Here is a 24,939-nt window from a genome sequence, read left to right as displayed (position 1 = left end):
TATGAGCCGCATCTTTGCAGACAACGCGCACTCCATCGGTAATACGCCCCTGGTTCAGATCAATCGCATCGCACCGCGTGGCGTGACCATCCTGGCCAAGATCGAAGGGCGTAACCCGGGTTATTCGGTGAAGTGCCGCATTGGCGCAAACATGATCTGGGACGCCGAAAGCACCGGCAAACTCAAGCCCGGCATGACGATTGTAGAACCGACCTCCGGCAACACCGGCATTGGCCTGGCGTTTGTCGCCGCCGCCCGTGGCTACAAGCTGCTGCTGACCATGCCGTCGTCCATGAGCATCGAGCGACGCAAAGTGCTCAAGGCCCTGGGCGCCGAACTGGTGTTGACCGAACCGGCCAAGGGCATGAAGGGCGCTATCGAAAAAGCTGCCGAAATCCTCGCCAGCGACCCGGCGACCTACTTTATGCCGGCCCAGTTCGAAAACCCGGCCAACCCGGCAATCCACGAGAAAACCACCGGCCCGGAAATCTGGAACGACACCGATGGCGCCGTGGACGTACTGGTCGCGGGCGTGGGCACCGGCGGCACCATTACCGGTGTGTCGCGCTATATCAAGAACATTGCCGGCAAGCCGATTCTGTCGGTGGCCGTTGAACCGTTCGCCTCGCCCGTGATTACCCAGGCGCTGGCCGGTGAAGAGATCAAACCCAGCCCGCATAAAATCCAGGGCATCGGCGCCGGTTTCGTGCCGAAAAACCTCGACCTGTCGATGGTTGACCGCGTGGAGCTGGTGACCGATGACGAATCCAAGGTCATGGCTCGGCGACTGATGCAGGAAGAAGGCATTCTGTGCGGAATCTCCTGCGGCGCCGCCATGGCGGTGGCGGTACGGCTGGCCGAGAAACCGGAAATGCAGGGCAAGACCATCGTGGTGATCCTGCCGGACTCGGGTGAGCGCTACCTGTCGAGCATGTTGTTCAGCGATTTGTTTACCGAGCAAGAAAACCAGGCCTGATCGGTTATCGGTGGCGGGCTGGGCCGACGTCTTCGCGGGCAAGCCCGCTCCCACATTTGATCTTCGCTGCTTTGAGCATCGTGTTCGCTTAACTGAACTGCATTAGGGCAAGCCCGCTCACCATAAGGGTTCGACTCGCCACAGGGTTTTGATTTATGTCAGCCGGTCGGCCCAGGCCTTCTGCATAATGGCCCAACTGTTTATCATGGCCGGCTGCTACGTCTGGTTTCCCGTTGACGGGAGGTCGCTGGCCAGGCGCTTATTTCCAGGAGTTGCTGCATGACCTTTTCTTTGGCCGCCAAACTGTCGGTGCTGCTGTTGTTTATCGGCAGCACGCTGTATGTGCACTTGCGCGGCAAGGCCCGTTTGCCGATGTTGCGCCAGTTCGTCAACCATTCGGCGCTGTTCGCCCCGTACAACGCCTTGATGTATATATTCTCGGCCGTGCCGTCCAAACCATACCTGGACCGCAGCAAGTTCCCGGAGCTGGATGTGCTCAAGGACAACTGGGAAGTGATTCGCGAAGAGGCGATGCACCTGTTCGACGAGGGGTACATCCGCGCCGCCGAAAAGAACAACGACGCCGGTTTCGGTTCGTTCTTCAAAAAGGGCTGGAAGCGCTTCTACCTCAAGTGGTACGACAAACCGCTGCCATCGGCCGAGGCCCTGTGCCCGAAAACCGTGGCGCTGGTCAGCAGCATCCCCAACGTCAAGGGCGCAATGTTCGCGCTGTTGCCGGGGGGTAGCCACCTCAACCCGCACCGCGACCCGTTTGCCGGTTCGCTGCGTTATCACCTGGGTTTGTCCACGCCGAACTCCGACGACTGCCGCATCTTCGTCGATGGCCAGGTTTACGCCTGGCGCGACGGTGAAGACGTGATGTTCGACGAAACCTACGTGCACTGGGTGAAGAACGAGACTGAAAAGACCCGCGTGATTCTGTTCTGCGACATCGAACGCCCGCTGAGCAACCGGCTGATGACGCGCATCAACCGCTGGGTCAGCAAGCAGTTGGGCCGCGCCACGGCGCCGCAAAACCTTGATGATGAGCGTGTGGGCGGGATCAACCAGGCGTATGCCTGGAGCAAGACCTTCAGCGACAAGTTCAGCGGTGTGGTCAAGCAGTGGAAGCGCAAGCATCCGAAGGCCTACCGCATTGCGCGGCCGGTGCTGGCTGTAATCGTGCTGGTGCTGTTGTGGAAGTGGTTGTTCAGCTAATTTGAAACGCGGTTAAAAATGTGGGAGCGGGCTTGCTCGCGAAAGCGGTGGGTCAGTCAAGAATGTATCGACTGACACTCCGCATTCGCGAGCAAGCCCGCTCCCACTTTTGGTTTTGCAGTGTTGCTTAAGAGGCGATCAACTGGCGCAGTACATAGTGCAGAATCCCGCCCGCCTTGAAGTACTCGACTTCATTGAGGGTATCAATCCGGCACAGCACCTCGACCTTCTCGCTGCTGCCATCCTCGCGCGTAATCACCAGCGTCAGGTTCATCCGTGGCTCGATCTCGGCCCCGGTCAGCCCGAGAATGTCGATCTTTTCCTTGCCGGTGAGTTTGAGCGCCTTGCGGTTCTGATCCAGCTTGAACTGCAGTGGCAGCACGCCCATGCCCACCAGGTTGGAGCGGTGAATCCGCTCGAAGCTCTCGGCGATCACCGCCTTGACCCCCAGCAGGTTGGTGCCCTTGGCCGCCCAGTCGCGGCTTGAGCCGGTGCCGTATTCCTGACCGGCGATCACCACCAGCGGCGTGCCCGACGCCTGGTACTTCATGGCCGCGTCGTAAATGGGCATTTTCTCGCCAGTGGGGATGTACAGCGTGTTGCCGCCTTCCTCGCCGCCGAGCATCTCGTTGCGGATACGGATATTGGCAAACGTGCCGCGCATCATCACTTCATGGTTGCCCCGGCGTGAACCGTAGGAGTTGAAGTCACGCGGCTCCACACCTTGCTCGCGCAGGTAGCGGCCGGCGGGGCTGTCGGTCTTGATGTTGCCGGCGGGGGAGATGTGGTCGGTGGTCACCGAATCACCCAGCAGCGCCAGCACATTCGCGCCTGTGACGTCTTTGATAACCGGCAGTGGCCCGGCAATGTCGTCGAAGAACGGCGGGTGCTGGATGTAGGTGGAATCCTTCTGCCACACGTAAGTCGCGGCCTGCGGCACCTCAATGGCTTGCCACTGCTCATCACCGGCAAATACTTCGGCGTATTCCTTGTGGAACATGCCGGTGCTGACCTGGGCGACCGCGTCAGCGATTTCCTGGCTGCTTGGCCAGATGTCTTTCAGGTACACCGGCTGGCCGTCCTTGCCTTCGCCCAGCGGCTCGCTGCTGATATCGATACGCACGGTGCCGGCCAATGCATAGGCGACCACCAGCGGCGGCGAGGCCAGCCAGTTGGTTTTCACCAGCGGGTGTACGCGACCCTCAAAGTTACGGTTGCCGGACAGCACCGAGGCGACCGCGAGGTCAGCTTTCTGGATGGCTTTTTCGATGGGCTCAGGCAGTGGGCCGGAGTTGCCGATGCAGGTGGTGCAGCCATAGCCGACCAGATCGAAACCGAGTTTATCCAGGTACTGGGTAAGGCCCGCCGCCTTGTAGTAGTCAGTCACCACTTTGGAGCCAGGTGCCAGCGAGGTTTTCACCCACGGTTTGCTGGTGAGGCCTTTTTCCACGGCCTTTTTCGCCACCAGGCCTGCAGCCATCATCACACTGGGGTTGGAGGTGTTGGTGCACGAGGTAATCGCTGCAATCACCACCGCGCCGTTTTTCAGGCGATAGGTATGGCCGTCGTATTCGTAGTCAGTTTCGCCCACCAGGTCGGCGTTGCCCACGGCGACACCGCCACCGCCTTCACTTTCCAGGCGGCCTTCTTCTTTGGTGGTAGGTTTGAATTGCAGGTCGAGGAAGTCACTGAAGGCTTGTGCCACATTTGGCAACGAAACACGGTCCTGCGGGCGTTTCGGCCCGGCAAGGCTGGCTTCGACGCTGCCCATGTCCAGCGCCAGGGTATCGGTGAACACTGGCTCCTGGCCGGCATTGCGCCACAGGCCCTGAGCCTTGGTGTAGGCCTCGACCAGCTTCACGGTTTCTGCCGGGCGGCCCGACAGGCGCAGGTAGTCCAGGGTCACGTCATCCACGGGGAAAAAGCCGCAGGTGGCGCCGTATTCCGGGGCCATGTTGGCGATGGTCGCGCGGTCGGCCAGGGGCAAGTCGGCCAAGCCGTCGCCATAGAATTCGACGAATTTACCCACCACGCCTTTTTTACGCAGCATCTGGGTGACGGTCAGCACCAGGTCGGTGGCCGTGATGCCTTCCTTGAGTTTGCCGGTGAGCTTGAAGCCGATCACTTCCGGAATCAGCATCGACACCGGTTGGCCGAGCATCGCCGCTTCCGCTTCGATGCCGCCCACGCCCCAGCCGAGTACGCCAAGGCCATTGATCATGGTGGTGTGGGAGTCGGTGCCCACCAGGGTGTCGGGGAAGGCGTAGGTGCGGCCGTCTTCCTCTTTGGTCCACACGGTGCGGCCGAGGTATTCGAGGTTGACCTGGTGGCAGATGCCGGTGCCCGGTGGCACGACGCTGAAGTTGTCGAAGGCGCTTTGGCCCCAGCGCAGGAAGGCGTAGCGTTCGCCGTTGCGCTGCATTTCGATGTCGACGTTCTGCTCAAACGCGCTGTTGCTGCCGAACTTGTCGACCATTACCGAGTGGTCGATCACCAGGTCCACGGGGGACAGCGGGTTGATACGCTGCGGGTCGCCTCCCGCCTTGGCCACGGCGGCGCGCATGGCGGCCAGGTCGACCACCGCAGGCACGCCGGTGAAGTCCTGCATCAGCACGCGGGCGGGGCGGTATTGGATTTCGCGGTCGGACTGGCGCTCTTTGAGCCAGGCAGCGATGGCCTTGAGGTCGGCGCCGGTGACGGTCTTGTTGTCTTCCCAGCGCAGCAGGTTTTCCAGCAGCACTTTGAGCGACATCGGCAGCGTGTCCAGGTCACCCAGGCTCTTGGCCGCTTCGGGCAGACTGAAGTAGTGGTAGGTCTTGCTGTCTATTTCCAGTGTTTTAAGGGTTCTCAGGCTATCAACGGATGACATTACATGACTCCTTATGGTCCGCACGGCTACGGACCTGACGGGACGAACAGAGCTTTCAACTTAGCCCTGTTTTCATTAGCAGGCTAATAACTGGACTCTATCGTTAAGTCCAAGGTTCCGAACTCGGCTATCATGCGCGCGTTTTCATGACAGGTATTGCGATAGAGCAATGCCGGTTGAGTCACCAGGAGAGTTGATGAACACCCTTTTTATGCACTGCCGCCCGGGTTTTGAAGGCGAAGTCTGTTCCGAGATCGCGGAACACGCCGCGCGCCTGAACGTTTCCGGCTATGCCAAGACCAAGACCGGCAGCGCCTGCGCCGAATTTGTCTGCACCGAAGAAGACGGCGCCCAGCGCCTGATGCACGGCCAGCGCTTTGCCGAGCTGATCTTCCCGAGGCAGTGGGCGCGCGGGGTATTCATTGACCTGCCGGAAACCGACCGCATCAGCGTGATCCTCGCCCACCTGCAAGGCTTCCCGGTGTGTGGCAGCCTGTGGCTGGAGATGGTCGACACCAACGACGGCAAGGAGCTCTCGAACTTCTGCAAGAAGTTTGAAGTGCACTTGCGCAAAGCCTTGTTGAACGCCGGCAAGCTGGTGGATGACCCGAGCAAGCCGCGCCTGCTGCTGACCTTCAAAAGCGGCCGTGAAGTGTTCATGGGCCTGGCCGAGTCGAACAACTCGGCGATGTGGCCCATGGGCATCCCGCGCCTGAAATTCCCGCGTGACGCGCCCAGCCGTTCGACCCTGAAACTGGAAGAGGCGTGGCACCACTTCATCCCCCGCGACCAGTGGGACGAGCGCCTGCACGGTGACATGACCGGTGTTGACCTCGGCGCAGCCCCAGGCGGCTGGACCTGGCAACTGGTCAACCGCGGCATGCTGGTGACCGCCATCGACAACGGCCCGATGGCCGAAAGCCTGATGGACACCGGCCTGGTGCAGCATTTGATGGCTGACGGCTTTACCTTCGTGCCCAAGCAGCCGGTAGACTGGATGGTCTGCGACATCGTCGAGAAACCGGCGCGTAACGCGGCCCTGCTGGAAACCTGGATCGGCGAGGGCTATTGCCGCGAGGCGGTGGTGAACCTGAAGTTGCCGATGAAGCAGCGTTACGCCGAAGTGAAACGCTTGCTGGAGCGCATTGAAGACGGTTTCAAGGCGCGTGGTATTCGCGTGGAAATCGGCTGCAAGCAGCTGTACCACGACCGTGAGGAAGTCACCTGTCACCTGCGTCGGCTGGTGGATGTGAAGAAGACCAAGTCGCGCTGACGTTGAGCCGCACGCCGCTCAAAATGTGGGAGCTGGCTTGCCTGCGATGGCGGTATAACAGTCGAAATTTATAGTGAATGTGCCCCTTATCGCGGGCAAGCCCGCTCCCACAGGAGAGTGGGTCTGTTTCAGGAGTGATGTATGAATCAGCCTCTCGATTTGCCCGTAGACGCCGTGCTCGATGCGACGGGCCTCAACTGCCCGGAACCGGTGATGATGCTGCACCAGCACATCCGCGACTTGCCGGCTGGCGGCCTGCTCAAGGTGATCGCGACCGACCCGTCGACCCGCCGCGATATTCCCAAGTTCTGTGTGTTCCTGGACCACGAGCTGGTGGATCAGCAGGAACACGCCGGTACGTACCTGTACTGGATTCGCAAGAAGTCCGCTTAAACCAGGCGAATCCGCCGGCGCGCGCTGCGTGCCAGGCGGATCACCAGCATCGCCGCGGCGCAGCTCAAGCCCACGATCAGCCCTTGCCACAGGCCACTCGGCCCACTCGCCGCGCCCAGCCAATCGGTCAGCCCCAGGGCATAACCCACCGGCAACCCCACGCCCCAGTAAGCAAACAAGGTCAGCACCATGGTCACCCGCGTGTCCTGGTAGCCACGCAGCGCGCCGGCCGCGGTGACCTGGATCGCGTCGGAGAACTGGAACAGCGCCGCAAACACGATCAGCATCGACGCCACGTGGATCACCCGCGGGTCAGGCGTGTAAATCGTGGCAATCTGTTCGCGAAACAGCAGCATCAGGCTGCAGGACAGGCACGCGTAGGTGAGTGCCGTGCCCATGCCGACTCCGGCGGCAAAACGAGCTTCACGCGGCTCGCCACGACCCAATGCCTGGCCGACCCGCACCGTGACCGCCATGCTCAGCGAATAGGGGATCATGAACACCAGCGAGCTGAAGTTCAGCGCGATCTGGTGCCCGGCCACCACGTTGGCGCCCAGGCTGCCGATCAGCAGGGCGATCACCGCAAAAATGCTCGATTCGGCGAACACCGCGATCCCGATCGGCAGGCCGATGCTCAGCACGCGCTTGATCACTGCCCATTGCGGCCAGTCGAAACGCTTGAACAATTCGCTGCTCTGGTACGCCGGTGCCCAGCGGGTCCAAGCGGCGAGGCCGAGCATCATCACCCACATCACAATGGCCGTGGCCCAGCCACAGCCCACGCCGCCCATGGCCGGCACACCGAAGTGGCCATAAATGAACACGTAGTTCAGTGGAATGTTCAACGCCAGCCCGCACAGGCCCATGACCATGCTTGGGCGCGTACGGCCCATGCCATCACTGAAGCAACGCAACACGTAATACAGGGCGATGGCCGGCATGCCGGACGCGATGCCGTGCAGGTAGGCCATGCAGGGTTTGATCAGCTCGGGGTCGACCTTCATCGCGTGCAGGATCGGTTCGGCGCTGATCAGCATCAGCAGGGCAGTAATGCCCACCACCACCGCCAGCCACAGGGATTGGCGCACCAGCGGGCCAATCTCGGTGTGGTGGCCGGCGCCGAAGCGCTGGGCGACTTTGGGCGTGGTGGCCAGCAGCGTGCCGGTCATCAGCAGGTACACCGGAATCCAGATCGAGTTGCCCAGGGCCACCGCTGCCAGGTCTCGCGGGCTCACGCGCCCGGCCATCACCGCATCGACGAAGCCCATGGCAGTGGTGGCGAGTTGGCCGATCATGATCGGCAGGGCCAGGGTCAGCAGGCTGCGCACCTCGCGACTGACGCGGGCGGGGCGGGAGAGGGTCGCGGTGGCGGTGTTCACGTGCGGGTGTCCGTAAAAGAGTTGCAAAGGACGGCGCAGTCTACGCGCTGACGCAGTGGTCAGGAAAAAACCTGTGTTAGCGATTTGTAAGCGATCTTCCGGCTGGCGCCGACCCCCTGTGGGAGCTGGCTTGCCTGCGATGGCATCACCTCGGTTTTGAGCGACAGAATGAGTCGCCTGCATCGCAGGCAAGCCAGCTCCCACCTAAGCACTGCCCACCTGGCATCTGCGCTGGAACGCAGGTCGCATCCCTGTACACTGCTGGTCCGCGAAAGGAGCCTGCCATGCTGATTGTTGCCGACGAAAATATTCCGCTGCTCGATGCCTTCTTTGAGGGGTTTGGCGAAATTCGCCGGGTGCCCGGTCGTTCCATCGACCGCGCCACGGTCGAGCAGGCCGATGTGCTGCTGGTGCGCTCGGTGACCAACGTTAATCGCGCCTTGCTGGAAGGCACGCAAGTGCGCTTTGTCGGCACCTGCACCATCGGCACCGATCACCTGGACCTGGATTACTTCAAGCAGGCCGGTGTCACCTGGTCCAGCGCCCCCGGTTGCAATGCGCGGGGCGTGGTGGACTATGTGCTGGGCAGCTTGCAGACCCTGGCCGAAATCGAAGGCGCCGACCTCAACCAGCGCACCTACGGTGTGGTGGGTGCCGGTGAAGTGGGCGGCCGCCTGGTGCAGGTACTCAAGGGCCTGGGCTGGAACGTATTGGTGTGTGACCCGCCGCGCCAGATCGCCGAAGACGGTGATTACGTCAGCCTGCAGCAGATTATCGAGCAGTGCGACGTGATCAGCCTGCACACGCCGCTGACCAAGTCCGGCAACGGTTCCACCTGGCACCTGTTTGACCGCGAGCGGCTCAACAGCCTCAAGCCCGGCACTTGGCTGATCAACGCCAGCCGTGGTCCGGTGGTGGATAACGCCGCCCTGCGCGAGGTGCTGCTGCAGCGCGAAGACCTGCAAGCCGTGCTGGATGTGTGGGAAGGCGAGCCCGAAGTAGACGTCGACCTGGCCGACCTGTGCGTGTTGGCCACTCCGCATATCGCAGGCTACAGCCTCGATGGCAAGCAGCGCGGTACCGCGCAGATTTACCAGGCACTCTGCGCGCACCTCGGCCACGAACCGAGCATTCAGTTAAGTGATCTGCTGCCGCCACCGTGGCTGGCCGAGGTGCACCTGAACGCGTCGACCGATCCGGCCTGGGCCTTGGCGACGTTGTGCCGCAGCGTGTACGACCCGCGCCGCGATGATGCGGACTTCCGTCGCAGCCTTGTCGGAACCGTGCAAGAGCAACGCAAGGCGTTCGACCTCCTGCGCAAGCACTACCCGGAGCGGCGTGAGATTGACGGCTTGAAAGTACGCATTAACGGGGAATCGGCGCAGTTGTCGAACATCGTGTCGGCGCTGGGCGCGGTAGCGATTTAAGCACCGATAAAAAACCCGGCCATCAAGGCCGGGTTTGAAAGAGCGTGGGCACTTCAGCCTTGCTTGGCAGGCTTGACCAATCGCTGTTCCAGCTCGCGACATGCTTGCTGGATCATCTCTTCGGTAATCTGCACTTCGCGGCCTTGGGCGTCGATGACGGAGCAAGGCAGATGCTGCGGTTGGCGGATCACTTCAATCTTGGCATCGCTGCTGTTTTGCAAGGTCATGGCCTGTCTCCTCATCAGGTTGTGTACCTACTGTAATTCCCCCGCGTGACCGAGCTATTACAACTCCTTACAAAGCCACCGGTTCGAACACCCAGTCCACCAGAAACCGATACAAATTTCCAGCCAGGCATTAGACCGAAAGCCTCTAGGGATCTGTCTCGGCGGGCATAATTAACCTGACTCATTGTTATTCCCCCAAGTTCCCCCAATGTTGGGATGTAGCAACCTAACTCCCTCACGCAGGTGATGCCTTCCATGTTCTCCGTCCGTCAACGCCGTGCTATTCGACTGGCCAGCCGCTTTATTGCGCCGTACCGCTGGCAGGCGCTGGGTGCGTTGTTGGCACTCATCGTCACTGCGGGCATCACTTTGTCCATGGGGCAGGGCATTCGCCTGCTGGTGGATCAGGGGTTCATGACCCAGTCACCGCACCTGCTCAACCAGTCCATCGGCCTGTTCATGATCCTGGTGCTGGGCCTGGCCGTGGGTACGTTTGCACGGTTTTATTTGGTGTCGTGGATCGGCGAGCGAGTGGTGGCGGACATCCGCCGGCAAGTTTTCAACCACCTGATCTACCTGCACCCAGGCTTTTACGAGAACAACCGCAGCTCGGAAATCCAGTCGCGGCTGACCACTGACACCACCTTATTGCAATCGGTGATCGGCTCGTCGCTGTCGCTGTTCCTGCGCAACGCCTTGATGGTCATCGGCGGCATCGTCCTGCTGTTTGTCACCAACCCCAAGCTCACCAGCATCGTGGTCATCGCGCTGCCGCTGGTGCTGGCGCCGATCCTGATCTTCGGTCGGCGCGTGCGTAGCCTGTCGCGCTTGAGCCAGGACCGTATCGCCGATGTCGGCAGCTACGTGTCCGAGACCCTCGGCCAAATCAAGACCGTGCAGGCCTACAACCACCAGGTGCAGGACGAACAACGGTTCGCCGTCACCGTGGAAGAGGCGTTTGCCACCGCGCGCAAGCGCATCGCGCAGCGTGCCTGGCTGATTACCCTGGTGATCATGCTGGTGCTGGGCGCCGTGGGCGTGATGCTGTGGGTGGGCGGGATGGACGTGATCGGCGGGCGCATTTCCGGCGGTGAGCTGGCGGCGTTCGTGTTTTACAGCTTGATCGTCGGCAGCGCCGTCGGCACCTTGAGCGAAGTACTCGGCGAGCTGCAGCGCGCGGCGGGGGCCGCCGAGCGGATTGGTGAATTGTTGCAATCGAACAACGAAATCCACGCGCCCACGGATGGCACTGTGCGGTTGCCGGCACGGGTCAGCGGCCGTATGGAGCTGCAAGACCTGCGCTTTTCCTACCCTTCGCGGCCGGACAGCTACGCCGTCGACGGCTTGAGCCTGACCATCAACCCCGGCGAAACCCTGGCCCTCGTAGGCCCGTCCGGCGCGGGTAAGTCGACGATATTCGACCTGCTGCTGCGTTTCTACGACCCCCAGCAAGGCCGCATCCTGCTCGAAGGCCACGCGCTGACGGAACTCGACCCCATGGACCTGCGCCGGCACTTCGCGCTGGTGTCCCAGAGCCCGGCGCTGTTTTTTGGCAGCGTCGAAGAAAACATCCGCTACGGCAATCCGTCCGCCACCTCCGCCCAGGTCGAGGCCGCCGCTCGCATCGCGCATGCCCACGACTTCATTTTGCAAATGCCTGACGGCTACCAGACCCACCTCGGCGACGGCGGTATGGGCCTCTCCGGCGGCCAACGCCAACGCCTGGCCATCGCCCGCGCGTTGCTGGTAGACGCGCCGATCCTGCTGCTGGACGAAGCCACCAGCGCCCTCGATGCCCAGAGCGAACACCTGATCCAGCAGGCGCTGCCGCAATTAATGCAGGGCCGCACCACCCTGGTCATCGCGCACCGATTGGCCACGGTGAAGAACGCGGATCGGATCGCGGTGATGGACCAGGGCAAGTTGGTGGCGGTCGGCACGCATCAGCAGTTGATTGCGAGCAATCCGCTGTATGCGCGGTTGGCGGCATTGCAGTTCAGTGATGGGGTGGAGGCGGAATGAAGCTGCGGTGTGTCTGTTCCTAAGGCATCATGTGACCTTTCGTTATTGAACTGGATGAGGACATGAGCCGTTATCAACCTCCGTTGACACTGACTACAAAGATGCTGGCTCTGGTAGCCGACATCAGTGAGCAGATCGGTCAACTTTCAGTCGGTGATGATAGTCGTCAGACGCCTCAGCTAAGACGTGGCAATCGAATTCGCACAATCCAGGCTTCGCTGGCTATCGAGAACAATACCCTCAGCGTTGAACAGGTGACCGCTGTTCTAGAGGGTAAGCGAGTGTTGGGGTTGCCTCGGGAGATCCAGGAAGTGCGTAATGCATTTGCTGCTTACGAGGCGATGCCGCAATGGGTGCCTAGTGATCGGGCGGACTTGTTAAAAGCACACGATCTGCTGATGTTCGGTTTGATCGATGATGCAGGACGGTTTCGCCAGGTGGGTTTCGGCATTTATCGTGGTGAGCAGTTGGTCCATATGGCTCCTCCCGCAAGTCGCGTAACGCATCTGATGGATGACTTACTGCAATGGCTGTCGGTTTCTGATTGGCATCCGCTGATCGCCAGTTGTGTATTCCATTACGAATTCGAATTTATCCACCCCTTCGCAGACGGCAATGGACGGATGGGGCGCCTTTGGCAAACCTTAATACTTAGTCAATGGCGCCCTGTGTTGGCCTATCTGCCGGTGGAAGCGGTTATACGCGAACAGCAGGACGCCTATTACGCGGCGCTGTCGGCTGCCGACCAGAAGGCGGAAGCGACTCCCTTCGTCGAATTTATGTTGCAAGCATTGAGTCTGGCCTTGGCTGAGGCTGTGCAAAGCGAGCGTCCGAGCGCCCCATAAAAAATGCCCGCATCTCTCAATGCGGGCATTTCTCTTGAAGCTTCAAACTTACAGCTTGAAGCTGCTCTTTTTACTGATCATCAAAGTAGCGCTCATGCCAATCCACCAACGGCTGTGGCGAGTTGAGCTTCTGCCCGTAGATCACCGAATAAGACAGCACGTTCTGCACATACTGGCGGGTTTCGTCGAACGGGATGCTTTCCACCCACACGTCGAAACTCAGGTGATCGGCACCGCGCAGCCATTGGCGCACGCGACCGGGGCCAGCGTTATAGGCGGCGGAGGCGAGTACGCGGTTACCGTTGAACTGGCTGTGCACCTGGCTCAGGTAGGCGGCGCCGAGCTGGATGTTTTTGTCCGGGTCCAGCACCTGGGCCGGGGAGGCGAGCGGGATGCTGAACTTGCGTGCGGTTTCCTTGGCGGTGCCGGGCATCAGTTGCATCAGGCCGCTGGCGCCGACGCCGGAGCGGGCGTCATCCATAAAGGCGCTTTCCTGACGAGTAATGGCAAATACCCAGCTGGAATGCAGGCCACGTACCTTGGCTTCGCGCACCAGGGTGTCGCGGTGGGCCATTGGGAAGCGGATATCCAGGTCGTCCCAATACTGCGCCTGGCTGATGGTGCGGATCGCCGGGAAGTACCACTTCATGTCATAGGCCAACTTGGCCTGGGCGACCATTTCATCGCGGTTGAAGTGGCGGCTGACGTGGTACCACTCGCGGCGGCCGTCAACGATTTGGCCACGTGCATAGAACTCCAGCGCACGGCGCACGCCCGGGGTGTTGCGGACCTTATTGACCAGTGCCTGGCTCATCACCAACGGTTTGTTTTTCAGTTGATACGGCGCTTTGGAACGGTCAGCGGCGAGGAAACCGTAGAAATCACGTTCCTGCGCGAGGTTTTTGTACAGCACCAACGGTTGCGGGTTTTTCGGCTCGGCCAGTTCAAGACTGCGCGCTTGCCAGTAACGCCAGCGATTGGTGGTGGCCAGGTCTTGTGGGAGTTTGCGGGTGAGCTGGTAGGCATCTTCCCAGCGGGCCAGGCGCAACAGCAGACGCAGGCGCCATTCGGAAACGGTGTTGTCACGCAGCTCTGGGTCGTATTTGGTCATCACGTCCAGGGCGCGCGGATCGTAGCGGCGGGCCAGGGTCAGGCCGATTTCGCGGGCGATCGACACTTTTTCGTCACGGGAGAAGTGCATGCTGCTGGCGTAACCGTCGAGCAGGGCCATCGCCTTGTCCGGGTCCTGGCGTGCCAGGCGGCGCAGGCCCAGGCCTACGGCGTCAGACATGGCTTCGTTGGCCGGTAGGAAGCGTGACGGGTCACCGAGCATGTCGGGCTTTTGCGCTACGTCCACCATCAGGCGGCCTTGGGCACCGAGGGTCGGCAGGGTTTTCACCAGGCTATTGGCCAGCGCGTAGTTGCGGGCTTCGGCGGCAAGCTTGGCGCGGTCCCAGATTTTCTGTTCGGTGAGTTGGCCATCGGCGGCCCACTGACCGAAGGTGGCATCACAGGCGGCGGGTTGGGATTTGCCGGTCAGCCAGAGTTTTTCGGTGGTCTTGTAGCCTTCGGCTTTCAGATTGTGGGTGAGTTGGTACTGGCCATGCAGGCAGTCCAGTTCGACGAAATTAAGCTTGGCGTCGTAGTACTTTTCAAACGTCTGCCAGTCGCCACGGTCGGCCAGCCAGCGCAACCAGCGCAGCTTCATCCAGTTGGCCTGGGGCAGGTCGCCGTTTTTGGCGAGGAACTGTTCGATTTCCTCGTTGCTCGCGGTTTTCAGGCGGGCGGTCAGTTCGTCATAGGCCAGGTACGGCGTGAGCGGGTAGTCGGCCAGGGCCTGGCTGTATTGCATGTAGGGGCCGCTGTCGCCTTTGGCGAGGGCGCGTTTGGCTTCATCGTAATATTGACGTTGGGTGGTGAGGTCCACGGCCTGGGCGGATTGAACGGCGGTGGCGGAAAGAAGCAGACAAGATAAAAAGTTGAAAAGGCGACTGCGCATGAGACGTCCGTGCAAAGAAATCACGACTAGCACCGGCACCGCCGACACTGATTGCCCCTAGCTTAGCCTTTTGCCAGCGGCCGGCGAAAGCTTTGCCGGCCGGTTGGTTCAAGTTGGTTGTAAATGTCCTTCAGAACGTGTCGATAGCGAAAATGCCGGCCGCATCCCACCCTCAAGTCAGGTAGAATGCGCGCCCAGTTTTTGGAGAAGCGTATGACCCTGCTCAAATTCAGCGATGTGTCCCTTGCTTTCGGCGCTATGCCGTTGTTGGACAAGGTGTCCTGGCAGATCGCCCGTGGTGAGCGGGTGTGCATCATCGGCCGCAACGGCACCGGCAAGTCCAGCATGATGAAGCTGGTAAAAGGCGACCAGAAGCCCGATGACGGCTCTGTTTGGCGCGCCCCGGGCCTCAAGATCGGCGAATTGCCGCAAGAATTGCCGGTGGCCGACGGACGGACAGTGTTCGACGTGGTTGCCGAAGGCCTCGACGGCGTCGGTGAGTTGCTCGCGCAATACCATCACCTGGCGCAGAACTGCGTCACCGAAGAGGACCTGGACAAGCTGATGCACGTCCAGCAAGACCTCGAAGCCCGTGATGGCTGGCGCTTGCAGCAACTCGTCGACAGCACCTTGAGCCGCCTGCAACTGCCGGCCGACAAGACCCTCGCCGAATTGTCCGGTGGCTGGCGTCGTCGCGTGCTGCTGGCCCAGGCATTGGTGTCCGAGCCGGACCTGCTGCTGCTCGACGAACCCACCAACCACCTGGACATCGGCGCAATCGCCTGGCTGGAAGAAGCCATCAAGGACTTCCAGGGCGCCGTGCTGTTTATCACGCACGACCGTGCCTTCCTGCAGAGCCTGGCAACGCGCATCCTTGAACTGGACCGTGGCGGCCTGATCGACTGGAACGGCGACTACGCCAGTTTCCTGGTGCACAAAGAAGCTGCGCTGTCCGCTGAAGAAACCGCCAACGCACTCTTCGACAAAAAGCTGGCTCAGGAAGAAGTCTGGATCCGCCAGGGCATCAAGGCCCGTCGCACCCGTAACGAAGGTCGCGTACGTGCCCTCAAGGCTCTGCGCAATGAGCGTAGCGAGCGTCGCGAACGCACTGGCAAGGCGAATATTCAGCTCGACACCGCCGACAAGTCGGGCAAGCAGGTTATGGTGCTGGAGAACGTCAGCTTCCATCACCCGGATGGCCCGTTCCTGATCAAGGACTTCTCCATGGTCCTGCAGCGCGGCGACCGTATCGGCCTGCTGGGCGCCAACGGTACCGGCAAGACCACTTTGCTCAAGCTGATGCTCAATGGCCTGCAGCCGACCAGCGGCACGGTCGAGGAAGGCACCAAGATCGACGTGGCCTACTTCGACCAGTTGCGCCATCAGTTGGACCTGGAAAAAACCGTGATCGACAACGTCGCCGAAGGCCGCGACTTTATCGACATCGACGGCCAGAGCCGCCACGTGCTGAGCTACCTGGGCGACTTCCTGTTCAGCCCGCAGCGTGCACGTACGCCGGTGAAAGCCTTGTCCGGTGGTGAGCGTGCGCGCCTGCTGCTGGCCAAGCTGTTCAGCAAGCCTGCCAACCTGCTGGTGCTCGACGAACCGACCAACGACCTCGACGTGGAAACCCTCGAGCTGCTGGAAGAGGTTCTGCTGACCTTCAACGGCACCGTGCTGATGGTCAGCCACGACCGGGCATTCCTCGACAACGTGGTCACCAGCACCCTGGTCTTCGAAGGTGAAGGTAAGGTGCGCGAATACGTTGGTGGTTATCAGGACTGGCTGCGTCAGGGCGGTTCGCCGCGCCTGCTGGGCGTAACCGAGAGCAAGTCCGGCAAAGCCGACCTGACCTCCGCCGTTGTGGCCCCGGTGGCCGCAGATGCACCGGCCCAGGAAGCTGCGCCGGCGGCCAAGAAGAAGCTCAGCTACAAGCTGCAGCGCGAACTGGAAGCCTTGCCGGGTGACATTGACGCCAAGGAGCAGCAGATTGCTGCGGTAGAAGCAGAAATGGCCGACGCAGGTTTCTACCTGCGTCCGGCGGCGGAAACTGCCAAGGTCATTGCTTCCCTGGAGACGTTGAACCAGGAGCTGGAAGTGCTGGTTGAGCGTTGGGCTGAGCTGGATGCCTGAGTGATTCAAGCGCATTAAAAAACCCGGTGTTCACTTGGATGAACACCGGGTTTTTCATATGGAATGCGATTCAACATGTGGGAGGGCTTGTGTGGGAGTCGGGCTTGCCCGCGATGCAGGCGCCTTGGTGTGTCAGTCAAACCGCGGTGATGCTATCGCAGGCAAGCCAGCTCCCACACAAGCCAGCTTTCACATCGGATTTGCGTCAGGCTTAAGAACTTTTTACCAGCTTCACCGCCAGCACATCACACGGCGCGCCGTGCAGCACATCATTCGCGGTAGAGCCCAGCAGCAACGCCAGGCCGTGGCGGCCATGGCTGCCGACCACAATCAGGTCGCAGTTCTGCTCTTTGGCCAAGTGGTGGATTTCCTGGCGCGGCTGGCCGTAGGTGAGATGGGAGTTTTCCTTGGTCACTTCCGGGTACTTCAGGATCAAGCGATCCAGGCGCTCTTTGGCCTGGTCAAACTGCTGTTGCTGCAACTGGGAAAGGTCCATGGGCACGTCGCCACCAAAGGCCATGGCCATGGGCTCGACGATATGCACGAGTGACAGCTTGGCACCGTTGGCGATTGCTGAAGCCTGCGCGCGCTTGATAACCGGGTCGCACTCTTCGGTCAGATCGACAGCGACCAGGATATGTTTGTAGGAATGTTCGTTGGGCATGGCGCGTTCCTCCAGGAGACTGCAATAAGTTCAGTATGGCTGGTTTCAAGCGGATGGGGTTGCGTCAGCTCAAACCCGCTCATCTAGAAATTCGGGAGTACACATATGACGGTCTGGATAGTGGTGTCAATCCTTCTGGTGGTTCTGAGCCCTCTGGCATGGCTGCGCCCGTCGCGTCATCAGAGCGGGCGCATGGCCCTGCGGATGGAGGCGCGCCGCATGGGTCTGGCCATGCAGTTGGCACCTCAGGAGTGGCCGTATTGGCTCAAGCAGGAGCCGCCGAGCCCTTGCGCGCAGTACTGCCGGCCACGGCGCGGCAGTGCGCCGGCGATATGGAGTTATTGGCAGATGGAGCCAGGGGTTTGGGTCAATCAATGGCGCGAAGTGTGCGTCGATGAAAAGTTGTTGCCGCATTTTGCGACGTTGCCGGCCAACGTCTACAAGGTCGAAGCCGACAAGCAAATGATCGCCTTGTATTGGGGCGAGAAGGGCGAGGCGAGTGTGTTGAAGGACATTGATACGTTGCTTAAAGCCTTGGCGTAACGCCGCCCGGAGCAAGCGCGCCCTGTCAGAAAGGCGGGCAATAAAAAGCCCGACATCATCATCGGGCTGGAGTTGGCCAGGCAGGCCGGTAAATCTGTGTGTCATGCGTCGGATGTTCATCCAGGCGCGTTACGATTGTCGCAAGCCTAGCGGCATATCCCGTTCTGTACAGTCTTTTCCCACATCTTTTCCATTATTGATCTCGTGAATAGTTGAGTATCGGCTAGGCGTAGGCTTGGGGGTGGGGTTCTGAAATGACTGGAAAGTCGCGTTTTTCCTAGCCTTTCGAGCGATTGACAATTGCTCGGAATTGGATGAAGGTGGCGTACCCAAATCAAACGGGCGTATGAATTGAGCGTTTGTCTGTCAGACGGCTCATACATAACCCCGACTATCGCATTGGCGGGTGTGCCTGGCGGATTGGCGTGAGCATTGACGTCATCATCAATGTCCAACCATAGGCCAGCGTCCAATGTGTACTGTTCAGCTTCCATATCGTGGAGATCAGTTGATGATTTACGAAGGTAAAGCCATCACGGTTAAGGCTCTTGAAAGTGGCATCGTCGAATTGAAATTCGACCTCAAGGGTGAGTCCGTCAACAAGTTCAACCGTCTAACCCTGAACGAACTGCGTCAGGCCGTAGACACCATCAAAGCAGATGCTTCGGTCAAGGGCGTGATCGTCTCCAGCGGCAAGGACGTGTTTATCGTCGGCGCTGACATCACCGAATTCGTCGACAACTTCAAGCTGCCCGATGCCGAGCTGGTGGCTGGCAACCTCGAAGCCAACAAGATTTTCAGCGATTTTGAAGACCTCAACGTGCCGACCGTTGCCGCGATCAATGGCATCGCGTTGGGCGGCGGCCTGGAAATGTGCCTGGCCGCAGACTTCCGCGTCATGTCGGCCACCGCCAAAATCGGCTTGCCTGAAGTCAAACTGGGCATCTACCCAGGTTTTGGCGGCACCGTCCGCCTGCCGCGCATCATCGGTGCCGACAACGCCATCGAGTGGATTGCCTCCGGCAAGGAAAACCGTGCTGAAGACGCGCTGAAAGTCGGTGCCGTCGATGCTGTGGTTGCTCCGGACAAACTGGCCGAAGCCGCACTGAACCTGATCAAAGGCGCCATCAGCGGCGAATTTGACTACAAGGCCAAGCGTCAGCCGAAACTGGAAAAACTCAAGCTCAACGCAATCGAACAAATGATGGCGTTCGAAACCGCCAAAGGTTTCGTGGCTGGCCAGGCCGGCCCGAACTACCCGGCGCCGGTTGAAGCGATCAAGACCATCCAGAAGGCTGCGAATTTCGGTCGCGACAAAGCCCTCGAAGTGGAAGCGGCAGGGTTCGTCAAACTGGCGAAAACCTCGGCGGCCCAGAGCCTGATCGGCCTGTTCCTGAACGATCAGGAGCTGAAGAAAAAGGCCAAGGCCTACGACGAAATCGCCAAAGACGTGAAACAGGCTGCCGTACTCGGCGCCGGTATCATGGGCGGCGGTATCGCCTATCAGTCGGCGTCCAAAGGCACGCCGATCCTGATGAAAGACATCAACGAGCACGGTATCGAGCAAGGCCTGGCGGAAGCCGCCAAGCTGCTGGTGGGCCGCGTTGATAAAGGTCGTATGACGGCTGCGAAAATGGCTGAAGTGCTTAACGGCATTCGTCCTACGCTCTCCTACGGCGATTTCGGTCACGTCGACCTGGTGGTCGAAGCGGTAGTCGAGAACCCTAAGGTCAAGCAGGCTGTACTGGCCGAAGTGGAAGCCCAGGTTAAAGACGACACCATCCTGGCCTCGAACACCTCGACGATTTCCATCAGCTTGCTGGCCAAGGCCCTCAAGCGTCCGGAAAACTTCGTCGGCATGCACTTCTTCAACCCGGTGCACATGATGCCGCTGGTGGAAGTGATCCGTGGCGAGAAGTCCAGCGAACTGGCGGTTGCCACCACCGTTGCCTATGCCAAGAAAATGGGCAAGAACCCGATCGTGGTCAACGACTGCCCGGGCTTCCTGGTCAACCGCGTGCTGTTCCCGTACTTCGGCGGTTTCGCCAAGCTGGTCAGTGCTGGTGTGGACTTCGTGCGCATCGACAAGGTCATGGAAAAATTCGGCTGGCCAATGGGCCCGGCGTACCTGATGGACGTGGTCGGCATCGACACCGGCCACCACGGTCGCGACGTAATGGCTGAAGGCTTCCCGGACCGCATGAAAGACGACCGCCGTTCGGCGATCGACGCGCTCTACGAAGCCAAGCGCCTGGGCCAGAAGAACGGCAAAGGCTTCTACGCTTACGAGGCCGACAAGAAGGGCAAGCAGAAGAAAGTGGCCGACCCATCGGTTCACGAAGTGCTCGCGCCGGTTATCTACGAACAGCGTGAGGTGTCCGACGAGGACATCATCAACTGGATGATGATCGCCCTGTGCCTGGAAACCGTGCGTTGCCTGGAAGACGGCATCGTTGAAACCGCCGCCGAAGCCGATATGGGCCTGGTGTACGGTATTGGTTTCCCTCCATTCCGTGGTGGTGCGCTGCGTTACATCGACTCGATCGGTGTGGCCGAGTTCGTTGCCCTGGCTGACAAATACGCTGATTTGGGCCCGCTGTACCACCCGACCGCGAAGCTGCGTGAGATGGCCAAAAATGGCCAGAGCTTCTTCGGTTAAGCGCCCAGACGACTAGAGCGAGAATATTTATGAGCTTGAATCCAAGAGACGTGGTGATTGTCGACTTCGGTCGCACGCCAATGGGCCGCTCCAAGGGCGGCATGCACCGCAACACCCGCGCCGAAGACATGTCGGCGCACCTGATCAGCAAGTTGCTGGAACGCAACGTCAAGGTCGACCCGAACGAAGTCGAAGACGTGATCTGGGGCTGCGTCAACCAGACCCTGGAGCAGGGCTGGAACATCGCGCGCATGGCCTCCTTGATGACGCAGATCCCGCACACGGCGGCCGGTCAGACTGTAAGCCGCCTGTGCGGTTCGTCGATGAGCGCGCTGCACACCGCTGCGCAAGCGATCATGACCGGTAACGGTGATGTGTTCGTCGTCGGCGGCGTGGAGCACATGGGCCACGTCAGCATGATGCACGGCGTCGACCCTAACCCGCACATGTCGCTGTATGCGGCAAAAGCGTCGGGCATGATGGGCCTCACCGCAGAAATGCTCGGCAAAATGCACGGCATTACCCGCGAAGCCCAGGACGCGTTCGCCCTGCGTTCCCACCAACTCGCCCAGAAGGCGACGGTGGAAGGCAAGTTCAAGGATGAAATCATCCCGATGAACGGCTACGACGAGAACGGCTTCCTGAAACTGTTCGACTACGACGAAACCATTCGTCCGGATACCACCCTGGAAAGCCTGGCGGCCCTCAAGCCTGCCTTCAATCCAAAGGGCGGCACCGTGACTGCCGGTAGTTCGTCGCAAATCACCGACGGTGCCTCATGCATGATCGTGATGTCGGCGCAGCGTGCCCAGGACTTGGGTATTCAGCCGATGGCCGTGATTCGTTCGATGGCCGTTGCGGGTGTGGACCCGGCAATCATGGGCTATGGTCCAGTACCGGCCACACAAAAAGCCTTGAAGCGCGCGGGCCTGACCATCTCCGATATCGACTTCTTCGAGCTCAACGAAGCTTTCGCCGCACAGGCCCTGCCAGTGCTGAAAGATTTGAAAGTGCTCGACAAGATGAACGAGAAGGTTAACCTGCACGGCGGTGCGATTGCCCTGGGCCACCCATTCGGTTGCTCCGGTGCTCGTATCTCCGGCACTTTGCTTAACGTGATGAAGCAAAATGGCGGCAACCTTGGGGTTGCAACCATGTGCATTGGTCTCGGCCAAGGCATTTCCACCGTCTTCGAACGCCTCTAAGCGTTGAGTTGACGGAAGCCGGGGCCCAGTGCCCCGGTTTTTGTTTTTTGGAATTTTTAATATTTTTTTTCAACAAATTTTGTAAGAGGGCCAGAGCATGAAAGTCGAACCCGGGCTCTACCAACATTATAAGGGGCCGCAGTACCGCGTTTTTAATGTGGCGCGGCACTCCGAGACCGAAGAAGAAGTCGTGTTTTACCAAGCACTGTATGGCGATTACGGCTTTTGGGTGCGCCCTTTGAGCATGTTCCTGGAGACCGTCGAAGTTGACGGCGAGCAGGTCCCGCGCTTTGCTTTGGTCCAGGCCGAACCCAGTCTTTTTTCAAGGCAATAACGGCAGGTCCCGCAGAATGCTGCGCTTGACCTCACCTTGTTGCCACTATATATAGCGTTGCCGCGACAGGCGCCAACTGCCTTTCACTTCTCGAATTCAGGAATTTTCCGATCCATGGGCAAATCGCTGGTCATTGTGGAATCCCCGGCTAAGGCCAAGACCATCAACAAGTACTTGGGTAACGAGTACGTGGTGAAGTCGAGTATCGGCCATATCCGAGACCTGCCCACCAGCGGTTCGGCTAGCGCCAGCAAGGAGCCGGCCGCCAAGCGCGGCAAGGCGGCTGCGGGCGAAGGTCCGGTGCTCACCCCTAAAGAGAAAGCGCGCAAGCAGCTGGTCTCCCGCATGGGTGTGGACCCGGAACATGGCTGGAAGGCCAAGTACGAAATCCTTCCTGGCAAGGAAAAGGTCATCGAAGAGCTGCGCCGGCTCGCCAAAGATGCTGACACCATCTATCTCGCGACGGACTTGGACCGCGAAGGGGAAGCCATTGCCTGGCACCTGCGGGAAGCCATCGGCGGTGACGACAGCCGCTACAAGCGTGTCGTGTTCAACGAAATCACCAAGAAAGCCATCCAGGAAGCCTTCTCCAAGCCGGGCGAGCTGGACATCGACCGTGTAAACGCCCAGCAGGCCCGTCGCTTCCTCGACCGCGTCGTGGGCTACATGGTCTCGCCATTGCTGTGGGCCAAGATCGCCCGTGGCCTGTCCGCCGGCCGTGTGCAATCGGTAGCGGTCAAGCTGGTGGTAGAGCGTGAGCGCGAGATTCGTGCGTTCAACCCCGAAGAATACTGGGACGTGCACGCTGACCTCGGCACTGCCAAGGGCGCCAACGTGCGCTTTGAAGTGGCCCGTGAGAAAGGCGAGGCGTTCAAGCCGCTGAATGAAGCCCAGGCCATGGCCGCGCTGGAGAAGCTCAAATCTTCCAGCTACAGCATCGTCAAGCGTGAAGACAAACCGACCAGCAGCAAGCCGTCGGCGCCGTTCATCACCTCCACCCTGCAACAGGCCGCGAGCAACCGCCTGGGTTTCGGTGTGAAGAAAACCATGATGATGGCCCAGCGTCTGTACGAAGCCGGCTACATCACTTATATGCGTACCGACTCCACCAACCTGTCGCAAGACGCGGTGGCGATGGCGCGTACTTATATTGAAAGCGAGTTCGGCAAGAAATACCTGCCGGAGAAGCCGAACGTCTACAGCAGCAAAGAAGGCGCCCAGGAGGCTCACGAAGCGATTCGTCCTTCTGACGCCAACACCGAGCCAAGCAAGCTGAGTGGCATGGAGCGCGACGCTGAGCGCCTCTACGAGCTGATCTGGCGCCAATTCCTGGCGTGCCAGATGCTGCCGGCGCAATACCTGTCCACCACCGTCAGTGTGGCGGCTTCCGACTTCGAGCTACGTGCCAAGGGCCGTATCCTCAAGTTCGACGGCTACACCCGCGTCATGCCGCAAATTGCCAAGCCAGGCGATGACGACGTGCTGCCGGACATGGCCCAGGGCGATACGCTCAAGCTGATCAAGCTCGACCCGTCCCAGCACTTCACCAAGCCGCCGGCGCGTTACTCCGAAGCCAGCCTGGTGAAAGAGATGGAAAAGCGCGGTATCGGTCGTCCTTCGACCTATGCGGCGATCATCTCGACCATTCAGGACCGTGGCTACGTGGCCCTGCACAACCGTCGTTTCTATTCGGAAAAGATGGGCGACATCGTCACTGAGCGCCTGTCCGAGAGTTTCTCCAACCTGATGGACTACGGCTTCACCGCCGGCATGGAAGAGAACCTCGATGACGTGGCCCAGGGCGAGCGCGACTGGAAAAACGTGCTCGACGAGTTCTACGGCGACTTCAAAAAGAAACTCGAAGTGGCCGAAAGCCCTGAGAGCGGCATGCGTGCCAACCAGCCGGTAATGACTGACATCCCGTGCCTGACCTGCGGGCGCCCGATGCAAATTCGTACGGCGTCCACCGGTGTGTTCCTCGGTTGCTCGGGCTATAGCCTGCCGCCGAAAGAGCGCTGCAAGGCCACCGTCAATCTGGTGCCGGGTGACGAAATCGCGGCAGACGACGAGGGTGAATCCGAGTCGCTGGTACTGCGCGGCAAGCACCGTTGCCCGATCTGCAGCACGGCAATGGACGCCTACCTGCTCGACGAGAAGCACAAGTTGCACATCTGCGGTAACAACCCGGATTGCGACGGCTACGAGATCGAAGAGGGCAGCTACCGCATCAAGGGCTACGAAGGCCCGAGCCTGGAATGCGACAAGTGCGGCAGCGAGATGCAGCTCAAGACCGGCCGTTTCGGCAAGTTCTTTGGTTGCACCAACCCGACCTGCAAGAACACCCGCAAACTGCTGAAAAGCGGTGACGCGGCGCCGCCGAAGATGGACCCGGTGAAGATGCCCGAACTCAAGTGCGAGAAGGTCAACGACACCTACATCCTGCGTGACGGCGCATCGGGGTTGTTCCTGGCCGCAAGCCAGTTCCCGAAAAACCGCGAGACCCGCGCGCCGCTGGTGCTGGAGATCGTGCCGCACAAGGACGAAATCGATCCTAAGTACCACTTCCTGTGTGAAGCGCCGAAGAAGGACCCCGACGGTCGTCCGGCGGTGATCCGTTACAGCCGTAAAACCAAGGAGCAGTACGTGCAGACCGAAGTGGACGGCAAGCCTACCGGCTGGAAAGCGTTCTACGACGGCGGCAAGTGGAAGGTCGAGGACAAGCGCCAGGGCGCTTGATCGGCTCATCTGCGAAATAAAAAGGCCGCCTGCAAAG

Annotated in this window: 17 protein-coding genes and 1 pseudogene; 13 read left to right on the top strand and 5 right to left on the bottom strand. The window is 60.2% G+C overall.

Translation table 11 applies throughout. The annotated features are described in order from the left end of the window. Nucleotide 1 precedes the first annotated feature (1 nt). Both cysK and ACDZ94_RS16870 read left to right on the top strand, forming a co-directional pair. Nucleotides 2-976 carry a cysteine synthase A gene (cysK, locus tag ACDZ94_RS16875; protein ID WP_064451371.1) on the top strand — a complete coding sequence of 325 codons (975 nt, stop codon included), beginning with the start codon at nucleotides 2-4 and terminating at the stop codon, nucleotides 974-976. 279 nt (nucleotides 977-1,255) lie between these two features. Further along, the gene (locus ACDZ94_RS16870; protein WP_064451372.1) at nucleotides 1,256-2,194 is read left to right on the top strand and encodes an aspartyl/asparaginyl beta-hydroxylase domain-containing protein; all 939 of its coding nucleotides are present in this window, start codon (nucleotides 1,256-1,258) and stop codon (nucleotides 2,192-2,194) included. 127 nt (nucleotides 2,195-2,321) lie between these two features. Here the strand turns inward: ACDZ94_RS16870 and acnA are convergent, their stop codons facing one another. Continuing rightward, nucleotides 2,322-5,063, bottom strand: a complete 2,742-nt coding sequence (gene acnA, locus ACDZ94_RS16865; protein ID WP_432750481.1) for an aconitate hydratase AcnA — start codon at nucleotides 5,061-5,063, stop codon at nucleotides 2,322-2,324. Between the two features lie 196 nt (nucleotides 5,064-5,259). Between acnA and rlmM the strand changes: the two genes are divergently transcribed. Continuing rightward, on the top strand, nucleotides 5,260-6,336 hold the full coding sequence (gene rlmM, locus ACDZ94_RS16860; RefSeq protein WP_064451374.1) for a 23S rRNA (cytidine(2498)-2'-O)-methyltransferase RlmM: 1,077 nt from the start codon (nucleotides 5,260-5,262) through the stop codon (nucleotides 6,334-6,336). A 141-nt stretch (nucleotides 6,337-6,477) separates the two neighbouring features. After that, the gene (gene tusA, locus ACDZ94_RS16855) at nucleotides 6,478-6,729 is read left to right on the top strand and encodes a sulfurtransferase TusA (protein ID WP_064451375.1); all 252 of its coding nucleotides are present in this window, start codon (nucleotides 6,478-6,480) and stop codon (nucleotides 6,727-6,729) included. Here tusA and ACDZ94_RS16850 read toward each other — a convergent pair. After that, nucleotides 6,726-8,108, bottom strand: coding sequence for an MATE family efflux transporter (locus tag ACDZ94_RS16850; RefSeq protein WP_064451376.1), 1,383 nt, complete (start codon nucleotides 8,106-8,108; stop codon nucleotides 6,726-6,728). The genes tusA and ACDZ94_RS16850 overlap by 4 nt on opposite strands. Before the next feature lie 284 nt (nucleotides 8,109-8,392). Between ACDZ94_RS16850 and pdxB the strand changes: the two genes are divergently transcribed. Next, nucleotides 8,393-9,535: a 4-phosphoerythronate dehydrogenase PdxB gene (pdxB, locus tag ACDZ94_RS16845; RefSeq protein ID WP_432750480.1), complete on the top strand. Its 1,143-nt coding sequence runs from the start codon at nucleotides 8,393-8,395 to the stop codon at nucleotides 9,533-9,535. Nucleotides 9,536-9,588: 53 nt separating this feature from the next. Here the strand turns inward: pdxB and ACDZ94_RS16840 are convergent, their stop codons facing one another. Beyond that, nucleotides 9,589-9,762, bottom strand: a complete 174-nt coding sequence (locus tag ACDZ94_RS16840; protein WP_053255030.1) for a PA1571 family protein — start codon at nucleotides 9,760-9,762, stop codon at nucleotides 9,589-9,591. Nucleotides 9,763-10,008: 246 nt separating this feature from the next. Between ACDZ94_RS16840 and ACDZ94_RS16835 the strand changes: the two genes are divergently transcribed. Continuing rightward, nucleotides 10,009-11,784: an ABC transporter transmembrane domain-containing protein gene (locus ACDZ94_RS16835; protein WP_432750479.1), complete on the top strand. Its 1,776-nt coding sequence runs from the start codon at nucleotides 10,009-10,011 to the stop codon at nucleotides 11,782-11,784. A 62-nt stretch (nucleotides 11,785-11,846) separates the two neighbouring features. Further along, nucleotides 11,847-12,611, top strand: a pseudogene (locus tag ACDZ94_RS16830) (Fic family protein); the annotation flags it as partial. Nucleotides 12,612-12,699: 88 nt separating this feature from the next. Here the strand turns inward: ACDZ94_RS16830 and ACDZ94_RS16825 are convergent. Then, nucleotides 12,700-14,628 carry a transglycosylase SLT domain-containing protein gene (locus ACDZ94_RS16825; protein ID WP_064451380.1) on the bottom strand — a complete coding sequence of 643 codons (1,929 nt, stop codon included), beginning with the start codon at nucleotides 14,626-14,628 and terminating at the stop codon, nucleotides 12,700-12,702. A 213-nt stretch (nucleotides 14,629-14,841) separates the two neighbouring features. Between ACDZ94_RS16825 and ACDZ94_RS16820 the strand changes: the two genes are divergently transcribed. Next, nucleotides 14,842-16,761, top strand: a complete 1,920-nt coding sequence (locus tag ACDZ94_RS16820; RefSeq protein ID WP_064451381.1) for an ATP-binding cassette domain-containing protein — start codon at nucleotides 14,842-14,844, stop codon at nucleotides 16,759-16,761. A 211-nt stretch (nucleotides 16,762-16,972) separates the two neighbouring features. Here ACDZ94_RS16820 and ACDZ94_RS16815 read toward each other — a convergent pair whose 3' ends face one another. Continuing rightward, the gene (locus ACDZ94_RS16815) at nucleotides 16,973-17,425 is read right to left on the bottom strand and encodes a universal stress protein (RefSeq protein ID WP_058419614.1); all 453 of its coding nucleotides are present in this window, start codon (nucleotides 17,423-17,425) and stop codon (nucleotides 16,973-16,975) included. 105 nt (nucleotides 17,426-17,530) lie between these two features. On the opposite strand from ACDZ94_RS16815, the gene ACDZ94_RS16810 reads away from it, so the two are divergent. The 5 genes from ACDZ94_RS16810 to topA all read left to right on the top strand — a co-directional run bounded on the left by ACDZ94_RS16810 (nucleotide 17,531) and on the right by topA (nucleotide 24,902). Beyond that, the gene (locus tag ACDZ94_RS16810) at nucleotides 17,531-17,968 is read left to right on the top strand and encodes a hypothetical protein (RefSeq protein WP_064451382.1); all 438 of its coding nucleotides are present in this window, start codon (nucleotides 17,531-17,533) and stop codon (nucleotides 17,966-17,968) included. A gap of 511 nt (nucleotides 17,969-18,479) precedes the next feature. Then, complete coding sequence (gene fadB, locus ACDZ94_RS16805; RefSeq protein WP_064451383.1) at nucleotides 18,480-20,627, top strand: fatty acid oxidation complex subunit alpha FadB; 2,148 nt, start codon at nucleotides 18,480-18,482, stop codon at nucleotides 20,625-20,627. 29 nt (nucleotides 20,628-20,656) lie between these two features. Beyond that, nucleotides 20,657-21,832, top strand: a complete 1,176-nt coding sequence (gene fadA / locus ACDZ94_RS16800) for an acetyl-CoA C-acyltransferase FadA (RefSeq protein WP_053255037.1) — start codon at nucleotides 20,657-20,659, stop codon at nucleotides 21,830-21,832. A 97-nt stretch (nucleotides 21,833-21,929) separates the two neighbouring features. Continuing rightward, on the top strand, nucleotides 21,930-22,166 hold the full coding sequence (locus ACDZ94_RS16795) for a DUF1653 domain-containing protein (protein ID WP_064451384.1): 237 nt from the start codon (nucleotides 21,930-21,932) through the stop codon (nucleotides 22,164-22,166). 114 nt (nucleotides 22,167-22,280) lie between these two features. Then, nucleotides 22,281-24,902: a type I DNA topoisomerase gene (gene topA / locus ACDZ94_RS16790; protein WP_064451385.1), complete on the top strand. Its 2,622-nt coding sequence runs from the start codon at nucleotides 22,281-22,283 to the stop codon at nucleotides 24,900-24,902. The last annotated feature ends 37 nt before the right edge of the window (nucleotides 24,903-24,939 follow it).

This window comes from Pseudomonas sp. UBT, from assembly GCF_050915955.1.
Lineage (GTDB): Bacteria > Pseudomonadota > Gammaproteobacteria > Pseudomonadales > Pseudomonadaceae > Aquipseudomonas > Aquipseudomonas antarctica_A.
The sequence above is the reverse complement of the archived record's forward strand: the minus strand, read 5'-3'. Positions and strand labels throughout refer to the sequence as shown.